Annotated in this window: 19 protein-coding genes; 16 read left to right on the top strand and 3 right to left on the bottom strand. The window is 64.2% G+C overall.

Going from position 1 to position 14154, the window contains the following annotated elements; all coding sequences use genetic code 11:
* Positions 1 to 102 precede the first annotated feature (102 nt).
* The 8 genes from flgF (at position 103) to csgH (ending at position 6253) form a co-directional block, all read left to right on the top strand.
* Positions 103 to 840 carry a flagellar basal-body rod protein FlgF gene (flgF, locus tag ACFSX5_RS01990; protein WP_386835558.1) on the top strand — a complete coding sequence of 246 codons (738 nt, stop codon included), beginning with the start codon at positions 103 to 105 and terminating at the stop codon, positions 838 to 840.
* Between the two features lie 14 nt (positions 841 to 854).
* Entirely contained in the window at positions 855 to 1640 is a 786-nt protein-coding gene (gene flgG / locus ACFSX5_RS01995; RefSeq protein ID WP_386831283.1) for a flagellar basal-body rod protein FlgG, read from the top strand.
* An 11-nt stretch (positions 1641 to 1651) separates the two neighbouring features.
* Positions 1652 to 2593 carry a flagellar basal body P-ring formation chaperone FlgA gene (gene flgA / locus ACFSX5_RS02000; protein WP_386831285.1) on the top strand — a complete coding sequence of 314 codons (942 nt, stop codon included), beginning with the start codon at positions 1652 to 1654 and terminating at the stop codon, positions 2591 to 2593.
* A 10-nt stretch (positions 2594 to 2603) separates the two neighbouring features.
* Positions 2604 to 3341 carry a flagellar basal body L-ring protein FlgH gene (gene flgH, locus ACFSX5_RS02005; RefSeq protein ID WP_386831287.1) on the top strand — a complete coding sequence of 246 codons (738 nt, stop codon included), beginning with the start codon at positions 2604 to 2606 and terminating at the stop codon, positions 3339 to 3341.
* A 190-nt stretch (positions 3342 to 3531) separates the two neighbouring features.
* The gene (locus ACFSX5_RS02010) at positions 3532 to 3690 is read left to right on the top strand and encodes a hypothetical protein (RefSeq protein WP_386831289.1); all 159 of its coding nucleotides are present in this window, start codon (positions 3532 to 3534) and stop codon (positions 3688 to 3690) included.
* Between the two features lie 79 nt (positions 3691 to 3769).
* The gene (locus ACFSX5_RS02015; RefSeq protein WP_386831291.1) at positions 3770 to 5269 is read left to right on the top strand and encodes a carboxypeptidase M32; all 1500 of its coding nucleotides are present in this window, start codon (positions 3770 to 3772) and stop codon (positions 5267 to 5269) included.
* Between the two features lie 103 nt (positions 5270 to 5372).
* Positions 5373 to 5807 carry a curlin gene (locus ACFSX5_RS02020; protein WP_386831293.1) on the top strand — a complete coding sequence of 145 codons (435 nt, stop codon included), beginning with the start codon at positions 5373 to 5375 and terminating at the stop codon, positions 5805 to 5807.
* A 68-nt stretch (positions 5808 to 5875) separates the two neighbouring features.
* On the top strand, positions 5876 to 6253 hold the full coding sequence (csgH, locus tag ACFSX5_RS02025; protein ID WP_386831295.1) for a curli-like amyloid fiber formation chaperone CsgH: 378 nt from the start codon (positions 5876 to 5878) through the stop codon (positions 6251 to 6253).
* Positions 6254 to 6305: 52 nt separating this feature from the next.
* On the opposite strand, the gene ACFSX5_RS02030 is transcribed toward csgH, so the two are convergent.
* On the bottom strand, positions 6306 to 7157 hold the full coding sequence (locus ACFSX5_RS02030; protein ID WP_386831297.1) for an alpha/beta fold hydrolase: 852 nt from the start codon (positions 7155 to 7157) through the stop codon (positions 6306 to 6308).
* Between the two features lie 186 nt (positions 7158 to 7343).
* On the opposite strand from ACFSX5_RS02030, the gene ACFSX5_RS02035 reads away from it, so the two are divergent.
* On the top strand, positions 7344 to 7760 hold the full coding sequence (locus tag ACFSX5_RS02035) for a curlin (RefSeq protein WP_386831298.1): 417 nt from the start codon (positions 7344 to 7346) through the stop codon (positions 7758 to 7760).
* Positions 7761 to 7830: 70 nt separating this feature from the next.
* On the opposite strand, the gene dksA is transcribed toward ACFSX5_RS02035, so the two are convergent.
* Positions 7831 to 8247 (bottom strand): RNA polymerase-binding protein DksA, encoded by a 417-nt coding sequence (gene dksA / locus ACFSX5_RS02040; RefSeq protein WP_386831300.1) that lies wholly within the window; start codon positions 8245 to 8247, stop codon positions 7831 to 7833.
* Between the two features lie 152 nt (positions 8248 to 8399).
* Positions 8400 to 8819 carry a flagellar assembly protein FliX gene (locus ACFSX5_RS02045; RefSeq protein ID WP_386831302.1) on the bottom strand — a complete coding sequence of 140 codons (420 nt, stop codon included), beginning with the start codon at positions 8817 to 8819 and terminating at the stop codon, positions 8400 to 8402.
* Positions 8820 to 9036: 217 nt separating this feature from the next.
* Here ACFSX5_RS02045 and ACFSX5_RS02050 point away from each other — a divergent pair, with 217 nt between their 5' ends.
* The 7 genes from ACFSX5_RS02050 to flaF all read left to right on the top strand — a co-directional run bounded on the left by ACFSX5_RS02050 (position 9037) and on the right by flaF (position 14151).
* Entirely contained in the window at positions 9037 to 10164 is a 1128-nt protein-coding gene (locus tag ACFSX5_RS02050) for a flagellar basal body P-ring protein FlgI (protein WP_386831303.1), read from the top strand.
* Entirely contained in the window at positions 10164 to 10484 is a 321-nt protein-coding gene (locus tag ACFSX5_RS02055; RefSeq protein WP_386831305.1) for a rod-binding protein, read from the top strand. Before ACFSX5_RS02050 ends, ACFSX5_RS02055 begins: the two co-directional genes overlap by 1 nt.
* The gene (locus ACFSX5_RS02060; RefSeq protein ID WP_386831306.1) at positions 10481 to 10948 is read left to right on the top strand and encodes a hypothetical protein; all 468 of its coding nucleotides are present in this window, start codon (positions 10481 to 10483) and stop codon (positions 10946 to 10948) included. The genes ACFSX5_RS02055 and ACFSX5_RS02060 overlap by 4 nt, the downstream gene beginning before the upstream one ends.
* 99 nt (positions 10949 to 11047) lie before the next feature.
* Positions 11048 to 11380, top strand: a complete 333-nt coding sequence (locus ACFSX5_RS02065; RefSeq protein WP_386831307.1) for a hypothetical protein — start codon at positions 11048 to 11050, stop codon at positions 11378 to 11380.
* 212 nt (positions 11381 to 11592) lie between these two features.
* On the top strand, positions 11593 to 13299 hold the full coding sequence (locus ACFSX5_RS02070; RefSeq protein WP_386831309.1) for a flagellin N-terminal helical domain-containing protein: 1707 nt from the start codon (positions 11593 to 11595) through the stop codon (positions 13297 to 13299).
* Between the two features lie 107 nt (positions 13300 to 13406).
* The gene (gene flbT / locus ACFSX5_RS02075) at positions 13407 to 13832 is read left to right on the top strand and encodes a flagellar biosynthesis repressor FlbT (RefSeq protein ID WP_386831311.1); all 426 of its coding nucleotides are present in this window, start codon (positions 13407 to 13409) and stop codon (positions 13830 to 13832) included.
* Positions 13783 to 14151 (top strand): flagellar biosynthesis regulator FlaF, encoded by a 369-nt coding sequence (gene flaF, locus ACFSX5_RS02080; RefSeq protein WP_386831313.1) that lies wholly within the window; start codon positions 13783 to 13785, stop codon positions 14149 to 14151. Before flbT ends, flaF begins: the two co-directional genes overlap by 50 nt.
* Positions 14152 to 14154: the final 3 nt, after the last annotated feature.

Raw genomic sequence — 14154 nt, forward strand, 5'->3', positions numbered from 1 at the left:
ACACGCTTCTCCGCCTTGGCATGGTTTCTGCAAGATTACCAGCGAGGCCACCGGCTTGGGGAAGCGGGCGGCCTCGGGGAATGAAACCGGGGATCAGCAATGATCGAGAACGCGCAACTGATCGGCCTGTCACGGCAGATCGCGCTGCAGCGCCAGATGGACGTGGTGGCCAACAACATGGCCAACATGAACACCACTGGCTTCAAGGCTGAACAGCTCCTCTTCGAGGAGTATGTGATGCCGGTGGCGCGCGACCGCGACTTCCCCACCCTCGACCAGCCACTCTCCTTCGTTCAGGACTGGGCGACGGTGCACGACCTTTCCGCGGGTGGTTTTGAGCAGACCGGCAGCGAACTCGACGTCGCGCTGAGCGGCCAAGGCTTCTTTGCCGTCGAGACCCCGGCCGGCGAGCGCTGGACCCGCGCCGGCAACTTTCAGCTTTCCGCCAACGGCACGCTGGTCGACAGCAACGGCAATCCGGTGCTCGGTGAGGCCGGCCCGATCGTCTTCGGACCGGAGGAAACCGGCATCCTGATCGCCGCCGATGGCTCGATCAGCTCCAGCGCCGGCGCCAAGGGCCGCCTGCGCATCGTCGAATTCGCCAATCCGCAGGAACTAACCCGGCAGGGCAGCAACCTGTTTGCCGGCGGCACCCCGCAGCCGGCCGTGAACACCCGCGCCATGCAGGGCTATGTGGAAGGTTCCAACGTCTCCGGCATGGCCGAGATGACGGAGATGATCCGCGTCACCCGTGCCTACGAATCCATCGCCTCGCTGGGCCAGAAGCAGGATGAGCTCCGCCGCTCTGCCATCCAGCGCCTCGGCGACGCCAACGCCTGACGGGAGAGATCAGGATGAAAGCACTCTATATCGCTTCCACCGGCATGGCTGCCCAGGAACGCAACGTCGAAGTCATCTCCAACAACATCGCGAACATGCGCACGACCGGCTACAAGCGGGCGCGCGCAGAGTTCGAGGACCTGCTCTACCAGCAGGTCACCCGCGCCGGCTCGGCCACCTCCTCGACCGGCACCATGGTTCCTGCCGGGCTCGAGATCGGCTCGGGCGTGCGCACCGTGTCGACGCCGCGGGTGATGAGCCAGGGCAATGTCAACGTGACGGAGCGCGAACTCGACGTCGCCATCCGCGGCGAAGGCTTCTTCATGGTGCAGCTGCCCGACGGCCGCACCGCCTATACCCGCGACGGTTCGCTGGAGCGGGACCCGGACGGCATGCTGGTGACCTCGGCGGGCTACCCGCTCGACCCCGGCATCAACATTCCGGGCAACGCCACCTCGATCGCGATTTCGCCGGACGGCGTGGTGTCGGCCTATATCGACGCCGACACCATGCCGACCCAGATCGGCCAGCTGCAGCTTGCCCGGTTCGTCAACAAGTCCGGCCTAGAGTCGATGGGTGACAACCTGTTCCTCGAGACGGCGGCAAGCGGCCCGGCTCAGGTCGGCGTGCCCAACGCCGACGGCACCGGCAATCTGCTGCAGAACTATCTGGAAATGGCCAACGTCAATTCGGTGACCGAGATCGCTGACCTGATCGCGGCCCAGCGCGCCTACGAGATGAACGCCCGCGTCATCTCCGGCGCCGACCAGATGATGCAGGCCACGAGCCAGTTGCGCTGAGGAGGCGAGCCATGAAGCGCTTCACCATCTCCCTGCTGATCTCCGGGCTTCTGTGCGGTACCGCCGCCGCCGACCCGGTGCTGAAGGGCAATGTGGTCGTCACCGGCCCGATCGTCACCGTCGGCGACATGTTCGGCGACGCCGACCTGCTGGCCGAGCAGCCGCTGTTCCGGGCCCCGCGCCCCGGTACCACCGGCAATGTGCCGCTGGCCGACATTCGCGCCGCGGCGAGCCGCGTCGGCATCACCGCCTTCGACAGCAACAGCCTTGTGGCGGTGAGCGTGTCGCGGGCGGCGGCGGTGGTCGACGAGGTGGTCCTCGCCCAGGTGATCGCCGCCGACCTCAAGTCCCGCGGCATCCTGGCCGATGGCATGAGCGCCGACACCCGCTTCGATCGCACCATCGCTCCGATCAATGCCGAAGCCGTGGAGCAGCCGGCCAGCGTCACCAGCCTGCGCTATATGCCCGGCTCCGGCGTCTTCACCGCCCGCGTCGCGATTGCCGGGATGGAGCAGCCGCTCGATCTGTCCGGCACCATCGAGATGATGGTCGAGGTGCCGCACCTCAAGACCACCCTGCCCGCTGGCGCAGTGCTCGGCCCAGCCGATGTCGAGATGCGCCCGGTGCCGTTGCGCTATGCCGAGAGCGTCGGCGTTGCCAATCTCGATGAGCTGGTCGGCAAGGCGCTGACCCGCCAGAGCCGCGAAGGCATGCTGCTCAAGGCCTCCGACGTCGCCGAGCCGCAGCTGATCGGCAAGAACGACCTTGTCACCATCTACTTCCGCAAGGGACCGATGACGCTGAGCGTCAAGGGTCAGGCGGTCACCGGCGCCACCGAAGGCAGTGCGCTGCAGGTGCTCAATCTCATGTCCAAGCGGGTGATCACCGCAACTGCCATTGCTGCCGGAGCCGTGGAAGTGAGCGCCGAGCCGCTCGCCCTGGCCGGCCTCTAGGAGAATATCGATGACCTTCCACAAGCTCCTTGCCCTGGTTGCCCTCAGCGCCAGCCTCGCCGCCTGCAACACCATGGACCGCCTCTCCGAAGTGGGCCAGGCGCCGCCGCTCACGGCCATCCAGGATCCGACCACGGTCGCCGGATACCAGCCCGTGCACATGCCGATGCCGGAGCCGATCGCCGACACCTACGCTCCGAACTCGCTGTATCGCACCTCGGCCAAGGGCTTCTTCAAGGACGAGCGGGCCCACAAGGTCGGCGACATCCTCACGGTGATCGTCACCATCGACGACAGCGCCCAGATGAACAATTCGACGCAGTCGGGCCGCTCGTCCAACAACACCGCAGGCATGGGTGGCATCCTCGGCACGGTGGTGGACAATGTCACCGCCGGCGCCATCGACCCCTCGGCCGCGGTGGACTTCACCTCGGGCATGCAGCACACCGGCAATGGCTCGGTGAACCGCAAGGAAAGCCTCGAGACTTCGGTGGCCGCTGTGGTGACCCAGGTGCTGCCCAACGGCAACCTTGTCATCGAAGGCCGGCAGGAAGTCCGGGTGAACTTTGAGGTTCGCGATCTGATCGTTGCCGGCATCGTCCGCCCATCCGACATCCAGGCCAACAACACCATCCCCTCGCACAAGATCGCCGAAGCCCGCATCTCCTATGGCGGCCGCGGCCAGATCACCAATGTGCAGCAGCCGCGCTACGGCCAGCAGATCGCCGACGCCATCCTGCCCTTCTGATCCCCTCCCCGCTGCCTCCTTCCCCGGGGGGCAGCAGGTTCCCCCGCGGCAGGCCAGAACGGACGCCGTCAGCCGGCTCCAGAACCGAGACCGGTTTCCCCCAGAGGCGCAGCTTCCCCGGCTGCGCCTCTTCCCCATTCGGGAACCGGGCGCAACGCCGCGATGTTGCAGCCGCAAGCGGAGAACAGTCATGAACATCGGCACCGGCATAGCCATCGGAGTTGCCATCGGCGTGGCGATTGGCGCCATCATGGACAATATCGGGGTGGGCATCGCTATCGGCATAGGCATCGGCATTGCGCTGGGCAGCGCCTGGACGGCCTGGAAGAGCGACAAGCCTGACAAGTAGAGCCGCTGAGGCAAAGGCGGGGCTTGGCAGCGGCGGAGCTTCTGTGGAAGGAACATTCCGAACCAGGAGTCTTCCCGCCATGTCCTTTGCAAAGCTCGACGCGCTCGGTCACCGTCTCGAGGCGCTGGAACACGCCCTTTCCATTCTTGGTGCCGATGAGGCGACGCATATGGCCGTGGGTGGCGGGGAGAAGCGCGCCGAGGCCATGGCGACATTGGCCGGCATGTACCACGCCGAGGCCTCCGCTCCGGCAGTCGCCGACTGGATCGAGTCCGCCAAAGCGGAATCTCTTTCCGAGGATCAGCAGCTAGCGCTCGGAGAGTTCGAGCGGAATTACCGCAATCTCACCTGCCTGCCGACCGAGTTCATCGAGCGCCGCACCGCCGCAACCATGCGCAGCGAGCAGTTGTGGCGCGAACTGCGGCCGAGCGGCGACTGGGACACCTTCCTGCCGGCGCTGGAGGGCGTGGTTGCGCTGGTGCGGGAGGAGGCGCAGCTTCGTGCCGACGCGACGGGGCTCGCCCCGTACGATGCGCTGATGGATCAGTACGATCCCGGCAACCGCACCGCCGATCTGGACGCGACCTTCGGCGACCTAGAGATCTTCCTCAAGGATTTCGTGCCCGAGGCTCTGGCTGCGCAGGAGCGGCGGTTGTCGACGCGCCCGCGCAAGTCGCTCAACCCGCCCTACCCGATCGAAAAACAGCGCGAGCTCGGGCTCGCGGCCATGCGCGCGGTGGGCTTCGACTTCACCCATGGTTCACTGGCTGTCTCGCACCACCCCTTCTGCGGCGGCGTGCCGAGCGATGTGCGCATGACCACGCGCTATCGCACCGACGAGTTCCTGAGCTCGCTGATGGGCGTGCTGCACGAGACCGGCCACGCGCTCTACGAGCAGGGACTGCAGAAGGAGTGGTCGCATTGGCCGATCGGCAAGGCGCGCGGCATGGGCATCCACGAGTCGCAGTCGCTGTTCGTGGAGATGCAACTGGCACGCAGCCCCGAGTTCTGGGAGTTCATGCTGCCGTTGGTGCACCTGCATCTCGGCGACGATGCCATTCCCGGCTGGGAGATCGCCGACATCCTCAACGAGGTGAACCACGTCGAGCGCGGCTATATCCGCGTCGATGCCGACGAGGTCACCTATCCGCTGCACGTGATCTTGCGCTACGAGCTCGAACAGGAGCTGGTGGCCGGCAAGCTCGAGGCGAGCCAGATTCCCGAAGCCTGGGACGCCAAGATGACCGAATATCTCGGCATCTCGACCATGGACAACATGAAGGACGGCCCGATGCAGGACGTCCACTGGCCGGCCGGCTCATTCGGCTATTTCCCGAGCTACACGCTGGGCGCGATGATCGCAGCACAGCAATGGGCGGCGCTGGAGAGGGACGTGCCGGATGCGCGCGAACAGATGCGGCGCGGCGACTTCGGCGCCATCAATGGCTGGCGGGCGGACCGCATCTGGACGCAGGGCTCGCGCTGGTCGACGCCGGAACTGATCACCCGTGCCACCGGCGAGCCGCTCAACGCCGACTACTTCAAGGCGCACCTCAAGCGGCGGTACCTCGACGGATGAACCGAAGCTGAAGCGCTGCTTCAGCACCGGTTCCGGATCAGGGGGCTAACCCTTGTGCATCAACAGCGGCCGGAGGGGCCGCCAGCACAAGGAGACGCCTGAAATGATCCGCACCGTCATCGCAACCGCCATCACCGCCGTCGCCATCGCCTCGGCCGCCGTTCCGGCCAGCGCCAACGACATCTTCATCGACCAGACCGGCTTCGGCAACGAAGTCGGCGGCAGCCAGGCCGGCTGGAACAATGTGTTCGGCACCAAGCAGACCGGCTGGTGGAACAAGGCCATCAGCCAGCAGTTCGGCGCCAACAACACCTCTGCCATCGGCCAGGAGGGCAACAACAACACCGGCGACGTCTGGCAGGACGGCTGGAACAACCAGGCTGGCGTCGGCCAGTTCGGCGACAACCACAATGCCGTGCTGACCCAGGATGGCAACGGCAACATCGCCGCCGGCGTGCAGGTGGGCGATGGCTGCAACGCCAATGTCGTCCAGCACGGCTCGGGCAATGTCAGCGCCTTCGTTCAGGCTTGCCCGTGACCGGATCGCGAGCGGCGGAGCGCCCCTGAACGCTCCGCCCCCTGCATCCCCGTTTCCAGGAGGACATCATGATCCATCCCGTTCTGAGGCTCGCCACCCTGCTCGGCCTCGGCACCCTGGGCCTCGCCGGCGCCAGCGCCACCCAATCGCCTGAAGGGTTTACCTGCGGCATCGCCGCGGACCGCAATGGCGGCATGCTGCAGGTCCAAGGAGCGCTGGTCAGCCCCATCGCAGTCAGCGGCGAGTACCGCTTCAGCCTGCGCTCGAGCGGTGGCGGCGGTTCGTCGAGCATCAGCCAGGGCGGCGCCTTCACCGCCGCCGCCGGCCAGCAGACGACGCTGGGCCGCGTCACCCTCAACGCCGATGCCGGCTACCAGGTGGAGTTCACCGTCTCGGCTGCCGGCAAGACTTTCGACTGCAGCCAGGAGCTGGTGCGCCAGCTCTGACATCGCCCGAAGTCTGCCGAAGCCCCGGTTCGCCACCGGGGCTTCTGCTCGGCTAGCGGCCAAGCCGGCGGATGAATGCCGCCATCAGCGCGCTAGCCTCGGCGGCATGGGTCTCCAGCACGAAATGGCCGCCATCGAGCACATGCGCCTCCATCCGCGGCAGGTCCTCCATCCAGGACAGCACTTCCGCCACATCGAAGAACACATCGTGGCGGCCCCACAGCAGCAGCGCCGGTGGCTGGTGCTCGCGAAGATAGGCGGCAATCTCCCCGAAGCGGGCGGAGTAGCGGCCATAGTCAGCCACCAGTGCCCGCTGGGTGGCCATGCGCCCGGGCAACTGCATCACGCGCCAGTCTTCTTCCCACACGGCCGGGGAGATCTTGGCTGCAACGTCCGCAGGGACGCCGGCGACGTACTGGTCGCGGGTGCCTTCTCGCGTGAGGTGAGCGGTGGCGGCGGCCTCGTTCTCCGGCGTGGGCTTGGCCCAGTAGGCGTGTGTGGCATCCCAGCCTTGGCCTTGGCCGGTTCGGTGCGCGTTGGCGTTCTGGATGACGAGCCCCACCACCCTCTCCGGCTGCCGCGTCGCAAGCTCAAGCCCGACAGGCGCCCCGAAGTCATGGAGATAGATGATGAGCCGCTGCACCCCGAGGTGATCGAGCAACTCGGCGATCGCATCCGCGAAGTCGGCGAAGCGGGCTGCCGGCAGGGGTTCCGAGTCGCCGAACCCCGGCAGGTCGGGAACAATCACCCGGGCCACTGCCGACAGAGCGGGTGCGACCTCGCGAAACGTCGCGGACGAACTCGGAAATCCATGCAGCAACAATATCGCGGGGTTGGAACGATCGCCCATCTCCACGAAGCTGAGCTCGCTGCCGCCGGACCATCGGAAGCGTTGCCGGTTCATGCTGCCGCTCCTGCCATGTCTCTCTTCGACTGCGAATGCGTCACCGGCGGCCCCGTTCCAACCGCCGTGACATGGGTGAACCGAGCCTGAATGGGCCGCTCCGCAGCAGTTCAGGCAGCTCACTCTAGGGTCTCTCCATCACCAGCCGGAATGGCCCGGCGCCCCAAGATGATGAGGAGACCCGAAATGACCACCCGCTTCACCAAGACCATCGCCGCCCTTGCCGCCGCTACCCTGATCGGCATCACCAGTTTCGCCGCCCCGGCCACCGCCGGCGGGCAGATCTCGATCGGCTTCAGTCCCACCGACCCGGACCAGAAGCAGGCGCTGAGCCTCGGGCTCAAGATGTTCTCGCTCGTGCAGGGCATGTCCGCCACCGGCGCCAACGCCTACCAGAACGGCAATGGCAACTCGGCCGGCATCGCGCAGAACGGCTCGGGCAATCACGGCCTGATCTTCCAGGACGGCGACGGCCACACCGGCACCATCGAGCAGAACGGTCACAACAACAGCTGCGGCCTGTTCCAGTTCGGCGAGAACACCAACGGCCAGTGCCTGCAGGACGGCGACGACGCCGGCATCACGACGGTGTTCGGCTTCTGAGCCTGATCACAGCCGACAACAAAAAAGCCCGCGGTGACGCGGGCTTGTGTCGTTTCGCGCATTCGATCCGTTATTCGTCGCGATAGACCTTTTCGCGCCGCTCGTGCATCTCCTGGGCCTCGAGGCTCAGCGTTGCTGTCGGGCGGGCGTCGAGCCGGGCGATCCCGATCGGGTCGCCGGTTTCCTCGCAATAACCGTAGGTACCGTCTTCGATGCGCTTCAGCGCCGCGTCGATCTTGGCGATCAGCTTGCGCTGGCGGTCACGGGTCCTCAGCTCAAGGGAGCGATCGCTCTCGGAACTCGCCCGGTCGGCCATGTCCGGGTGGTTCTGCGATTCCTCCTGCAGATTTTCGAGCGTCATGCGGCTTTCCCGCAAGATCTCGTCCTTCCAGTTCAAAAGCTTGGTCCGGAAGTATTCCCGCTGGCGCGGATTCATAAACGGCTCGTCTTCACTCGGCCGGTATTCCGTCGCTTCAACAGAAGACATGAATGGACTCGACTCCCATACGCCCCTCGCGGCGCCTTATAGGCGCACAGGCCCACCCCCGCAAGCAGTGAGAGCATTTGCACTTAATGCGGGAAAGCTGCGGCCCGTCAGGGCCCTACCCCGGAACTGACAACAATTTGATGAAGCCGGGCTCAGGCGGCGACGTAGCGGCCGTGCTTGGCGAGTTCGACGACCACCCGAAGCTCGATCTCGTCGAGCACGGCATCGAGACCCGGTTCGGTCCGCTCGCGCAGCGTGGTGACCGTCTCCAGCATGGCATCAAGTCGAGCCGGGCTGACCCGTCCCACCAACAGGTCGGCCTTCATGGCGTCGAGCTCATCGAGGAGGTCGTGGCCGCGACGCACCGCCCTTCTCTTGGCCATCAGCGGATCACCGACAGATTGCAGCGCCAGGATCGCATCGAGCGCGGCAACCGGGGCAGAGGGGCTCGCGGGTGCGGTGCGCGCCGGCCCCTCGGCGCCGGCCGGCACGAAGGCGGCCGACGTACCACTGCGGCCGGCGCCACCCGACTTACCGGCGGCAGTGCTGCGATGGGTGGACTCGATGCGCAAGCGGGACTCGGCGGACGGAAACAATCGACCCCGGCAAAATCTGCCGCCGCTGGTTAACAGCGGCTTAACGTGCCCGGCAAGAACTGCCTCCGGCCATGGGAGGCTGCTCAGCCTCTGGAGGAAACATCATTTCCTACCAGAAGGTTAGAAGGTCTGGCACGGATTTCGCAACATCACCGGCGAGATGGCCGCACCACGGCCGCAACGGGATTAGGCGATGATCGCACCACGCTGGACACGATGGCTCGTCGGCGCCCTCACGGGCGTCCTGCTGACCCTGCCCTCTGCCACCCCGACCTATGCGGCGGCGGCACGGATCAAGGACATCGTCGACGTCGAAGGCATCCGCGAGAACCAGTTGGTCGGCTACGGGCTCGTGGTCGGCCTCAACGGCACCGGCGACAGCCTCAACAACTCGCCCTTCACCAAGCAATCGCTGCAGTCGATGCTGGAGCGACTGGGCGTCAACACCGCCGGCGAGAATGTCCGCACCGCCAATGTGGCGGCAGTGATGGTGACCGCCAACCTGCCGCCCTTCGCCACGCAGGGCTCGCGCATCGACGTGTCGGTGGCAGCCCTCGGCGACGCCGACAGCCTCCAGGGCGGCACCCTGCTGGTCACGCCGCTGGTCGGCGCCGACGGGCAGGTCTATGCCATCGCCCAGGGTCCGGTCGTGATCAACGGCTTCAAGGCCGAGGGCGACGCAGCGCAGATCATCTCCGGCGTGCCGACCACCGGCCGCATATCGAGCGGCGCCCTGATCGAGCAGGAAATCGGCTTCCATCTCGGCGCCCTGACCTCGCTGCGGCTGGCGCTGCGCAATCCGGATCTCACCACCGCCCGTCGCATCGCCCTCGCGGTCAACGACTTCATCGGTGCTCCCACCGCCACGCCGGAAGACCCGGCCACCGTGCGGCTGACGCTGCCGCCCGGCTTCAACGGCAACATCGTCGACCTGCTCACCGATATCGAGCAATTGCTGGTCCAGACCGACCAGCAGGCCAAGATCGTGATCGACGAGAACTCCGGCATCATCGTCATGGGCAAGGACGTGCGCGTCTCGAGCGTCGCCGTGGCGCAGTCGAACCTGACGGTCACCATCGCCGAGAACCCCGAAGTGGTGCAGCCCAATCCACTGAGCTTCGGCGTCACCGCCGTCGAGCCCAACACCAATCTCAATGCCAACCTCTCCGAGACGGCCCTACAGGTGGTGCAGGAATCGGTGACGCTGCAGGAGCTGGTGGACGGGCTCAACGCCCTCGGCATCGGCCCGCGCGACCTGATCGCCATCCTTCAGGCGATCAAGGCGACGGGTGCCCTGCAGGCCGAGATCGAGGTGCTGTGATGAGTGTTGCAGCGATCGGCCAATCCACCCTGCCCCCTTCGCAACTGAGCCGGGCCCGCGCGCAGGCGGAAGAGTTCGAAGCGGTGTTTCTGAACACCCTCACCCGCCAGATGTTCTCCGGCATCAAGACCGACGAGAGCGTCATGGGCGGCGGCTTCGGCGAGGAGACCTGGCGCTCCATGCAGGCCGAACAATTCGCCACCTTGATGGCCGAGAACGGCGGGCTCGGCATTGCCGAGCAGATCCTGCCCGACCTGCTCGCGCTGCAGGAGGCTGCCACCACCACCAGCAATCTGCCCTCCCTGGGAGCCTATAAATGACCGCCGCCGCCCGCCTCGCCGCACTCGACACCATGCCGGCCGAAATCCTCTGCCAGGAGGCCGAGACCGCATTGTCGGCGCTGGTCGACGTGATGAACGCCGAGACCACCCTGCTCCGCGCCGGCCGCATGCGCGACGCCAGCCAGTTGACGCCGGACAAGACCCGCCTCGCGCAGGACTATGTCGGCTTCGCCCGCGCCATTCAGCGCGTCGAGCCGAGGCTGCGGCTGGAAGCGCCGAACGCGCTCGATCGGCTGCGTCAGGGCCATGAGCGGCTCGCTACCCAGATGGCGGAGAACCTCAAGGTACTGGCGACGGCCAAGACCGTGGCGGAGGACGTTCTCAGCGACGTTGCCCGCAAGGTCGGCCAGCAGGACCGCGCCCGAACCTATGGCAGTGCCGGTGTTGTCGCGACCGACCCGTCCGCGGCGGCGCGCGGAATTGCGGTCAACCGGGCGCTCTAGGCGTACGCAATTCGATTCAATTGCGAAGGCTGCCGAGAACGCTCCGGCAGTAGATGATGCTGACACTGCACCGGTCATGGTGGATGCAGGACCAGCGTCATGGTTGCGGCGATTGCACCGGCACCGGTCTATGCCGGCAACACAAGTCTGACCGACATGCGCCACCGGCCACTGCGGGGCGAGCGCGGTACTGTGCCTGCCACCACGCCGCCCAGCGATAGCGAAGCCGACCTCGACCAAGACGCTGCCGATTCGCAGCAGGGCCAGCCCCACCCTGATAATTCGCGCAGCGGCCCTGCCAACTTCGCCGCTGCCGTGATCGCCGGCGCCCTGCCGCCCACGGCCCAGAGCATGGACGAACTGATCCGCCGCATCGGCGCCAGCGAGATTCCGCCCGAGAGCGAAGCGCGCCTCAAGGACATTCTGGCATAGCTTCTGCGATCTGCCAGGACCTCCGATGGACACAGCACAGCGACACGGTCACTGGGCTCGAACTTCGTAAACACTTCGGAAACCATAGCCGGCTTAGCGTCGGAACTAATGAAGGCGAGGGATCGAATTAACCGATCTTTCAGGCGGCAGAGTCACTGTCGCAGGACCTCAGAAGAGGCGCGCTTCAATCGGTATCCCAGAAGGAAAGCCAAATGGCCGATATTAATCTCTCCAAAGCCGTCCGTTCCAACCTTACTTCGCTGCAGAACACAGCCACGCTGATGGCCAAGACCTCGGACCGCCTTTCGACCGGCAACAAGGTCAACAGCGCCCTGGACAATCCCACCAACTTCTTCACCGCCTCTTCGCTGAACAGCCGCGCCGGCGACCTAAACCAACTGATGGACTCAATGAACAATGGTATCAAAACCATTGAGGCGGCCGACAATGGCTTAAGCGCCATCACGAAGAACCTCGAGTCGATGCAATCGACTCTGCGTCAGGCGCGCCAAGACAAGTCATTCCAAAGTCAGTCTTTTGCACTTGATCTACCGAAATCACCTGCCGGCACTGAGTCTCTCAGCATCACAGGTGGTCAGTTTGGCGATGTGGCTGCAAACCTCAGCCTCGTCAAAGAGGAGTTTAGGGCCACATCTGCGCCAGTCGCGGCCTACGATCCTGCGGGCGACAAGACTGTCACGATCAACGGCAAGGCAATTAACATCGCAGCCACAACGACGCTCGACGATGCCATTAAGGCAATCAACGATGCGAATGCTGGCGTGACAGCCACCAAGGGCAACGCTGGCGCTGGCACCAACAACGCAATTGTCCTGACATCAAACTCCACCGAAGGTTCTGTGTTGGTCGAAAACGCCAGCGCTAGCCTAGGACTTGGCTCTACAGTACAAAAGGGCAAAGCGACTGTTACGGCTACTGCGGCTTATGTTCCTGCTACCGCTGCGCCGATGAGTATCAATGGAGTTAAGGTTGAGATAGCAGCAAACGATACTCTTGATCAGGCGATCGACAAGATCAATGCGTCCGGAGCTGGGGTGCTCGCCGAAAAGGCAGACGTGGCCAGCGGCACGCAAAATGGCATTAAGCTAACCGCGCTCGACACAAACTCGTCGATAAAGGTTGCCGCTGCAGCAAATGGTATCACTACAGTTACTCAGGTAAATCCAACCGGGGCAGCGGTCACCAAGGTCTCGAAATCAGTAGATGATCTGGTTAACGAGATTTCCAACAGCGCGGCATTTGCCGGAAAGGTTCGCGCCACTAACGACAACGGTAAACTTCGGATTGAGAATCTGTCGACCAGTGATCTCACGGTAAAGGGAGTGGGATCCAACGGCGCACTCGACGGTAGGTCGGGTGCAACCCGCTCTATCGCTGGAAATAGTGTTCGCACGGACTTCGCAACGCAGTATAACGAACTGCGCGATCAACTGGACAAGCTGTCGGATGACGCATCGTTTAACGGCATCAACTTGCTACGCGGCGACAACCTCAAGCTGACGTTCAACGAAAACGGAACTTCATCTATTGAGATCCAGGCGAAGGGCGGAAAAGCCATCAATGCTGGCAACCTGAAGATAGAAACGTCGCTTGATGCAGTCGACCTTGATACAGATGAAGGCATTGACGCTCTTCTCGATCAGGTCAAGGACGCTCTGAATACAGTTCGTGCCCAGGCTTCTGCTTTCGGCTCCAACCTCTCAATTGTCCAGAACCGTCAGGATTTCACCAAATCCATGATCAACACTCTCGAAACCGGTGCCGGCAATTTGACCCTGGCCGACATGAACCAGGAAGCGGCCAACATGATGGCTCTCCAGACCCGTCAGTCGCTGGCCTCCTCGACCCTGTCGATGGCCAACCAGGCCGACCAGTCGGTTCTCCAGCTGCTCCGTTGATCGGCGCTCTGAACCAGATAGAGAGGCGGGTCCTCCGGGCCCGCCTTTTTTCTTGCGCCCTTCCGCTCTAGAAGAAGCGTGTCTTAAGGCACAAGGCGGGGGATTCGATGGCACTAAAGGTGGAACTCAAGCCGGGCGAAAAGCTGTTGTTGGGCAACTGCATCGTCACGAATGGCGACCAGCGCACGCGGCTCTTCATCGACGGCAATTCGCCCATCCTGCGGGAAAAGGATATCCTCACCCCCGACACCGCCGACACGCCCGCCAAGCGCATCTACCTGGCCGTGCAGCTCATGTATATCGAGGAAGACGTTGCCGCTCTGCGCGAGCAGTATTTCGCGTTGGTGAATGATTTTGTCGAGGCAGTTCCATCCTCTTTGGGCCTAATCGACCGTATCAATAACGACATCTTAACGGGGTCCCTGTATAAAGCTTTGAAATCAGCGCGAGAGCTGATTGCCTATGAACAGGACCTTCTCGACCATGCAGCATCAGGCGGCCGTAGCCTACCAAGCGACAGCGAAAACAGTTGAAACTCCGCGCGATCGCGAAGCAGCCCTGCTGATCCGATCTGCCGCAGCGCTGCAGAACCTGCGCGACAACTGGCCCAACGATTTCGAGCAGCTGCGGTCCGGCCTGACCTTCAATCGCAAGCTCTGGACCATCTTCATGGCGTCGGTGACAAAGGACGACAATCCCCTGCCCGCGCCCGTGCGCCAGAACATCGCCAATCTGGGCATGTTCATCCTCAACGAAACCCGCGAAATCCTGCTCGACCCCGTGGCACCCAACCGCCTCGATCCGCTGATCAACATCAACCGTCAGCTCGCAGCCGGCCTTCGCGGCAATTGAGGA

It is taken from the genome of Devosia albogilva, assembly GCF_042685625.1.
Classification (GTDB): domain Bacteria; phylum Pseudomonadota; class Alphaproteobacteria; order Rhizobiales; family Devosiaceae; genus Devosia; species Devosia albogilva.

Bases quoted from the DNA above. Each gene is read 5' to 3' on its own strand.
- flgG (WP_386831283.1), top strand. From the start codon at position 855: ATGAAAGCACTCTATATCGCTTCCACCGGCATGGCTGCCCAGGAACGC.
- flgA (WP_386831285.1), top strand. From the start codon at position 1,652: ATGAAGCGCTTCACCATCTCCCTGCTGATCTCCGGGCTTCTGTGCGGT.
- flgH (WP_386831287.1), top strand. From the start codon at position 2,604: ATGACCTTCCACAAGCTCCTTGCCCTGGTTGCCCTCAGCGCCAGCCTC.
- ACFSX5_RS02010 (WP_386831289.1), top strand. From the start codon at position 3,532: ATGAACATCGGCACCGGCATAGCCATCGGAGTTGCCATCGGCGTGGCG.
- ACFSX5_RS02015 (WP_386831291.1), top strand. From the start codon at position 3,770: ATGTCCTTTGCAAAGCTCGACGCGCTCGGTCACCGTCTCGAGGCGCTG.
- ACFSX5_RS02020 (WP_386831293.1), top strand. From the start codon at position 5,373: ATGATCCGCACCGTCATCGCAACCGCCATCACCGCCGTCGCCATCGCC.
- csgH (WP_386831295.1), top strand. From the start codon at position 5,876: ATGATCCATCCCGTTCTGAGGCTCGCCACCCTGCTCGGCCTCGGCACC.
- ACFSX5_RS02030 (WP_386831297.1), bottom strand. From the start codon at position 7,157: ATGAACCGGCAACGCTTCCGATGGTCCGGCGGCAGCGAGCTCAGCTTC.
- ACFSX5_RS02035 (WP_386831298.1), top strand. From the start codon at position 7,344: ATGACCACCCGCTTCACCAAGACCATCGCCGCCCTTGCCGCCGCTACC.
- dksA (WP_386831300.1), bottom strand. From the start codon at position 8,247: ATGTCTTCTGTTGAAGCGACGGAATACCGGCCGAGTGAAGACGAGCCG.
- ACFSX5_RS02050 (WP_386831303.1), top strand. From the start codon at position 9,037: ATGATCGCACCACGCTGGACACGATGGCTCGTCGGCGCCCTCACGGGC.
- ACFSX5_RS02055 (WP_386831305.1), top strand. From the start codon at position 10,164: ATGAGTGTTGCAGCGATCGGCCAATCCACCCTGCCCCCTTCGCAACTG.
- ACFSX5_RS02060 (WP_386831306.1), top strand. From the start codon at position 10,481: ATGACCGCCGCCGCCCGCCTCGCCGCACTCGACACCATGCCGGCCGAA.
- ACFSX5_RS02065 (WP_386831307.1), top strand. From the start codon at position 11,048: ATGGTTGCGGCGATTGCACCGGCACCGGTCTATGCCGGCAACACAAGT.
- ACFSX5_RS02070 (WP_386831309.1), top strand. From the start codon at position 11,593: ATGGCCGATATTAATCTCTCCAAAGCCGTCCGTTCCAACCTTACTTCG.
- flbT (WP_386831311.1), top strand. From the start codon at position 13,407: ATGGCACTAAAGGTGGAACTCAAGCCGGGCGAAAAGCTGTTGTTGGGC.
- flaF (WP_386831313.1), top strand. From the start codon at position 13,783: ATGCAGCATCAGGCGGCCGTAGCCTACCAAGCGACAGCGAAAACAGTT.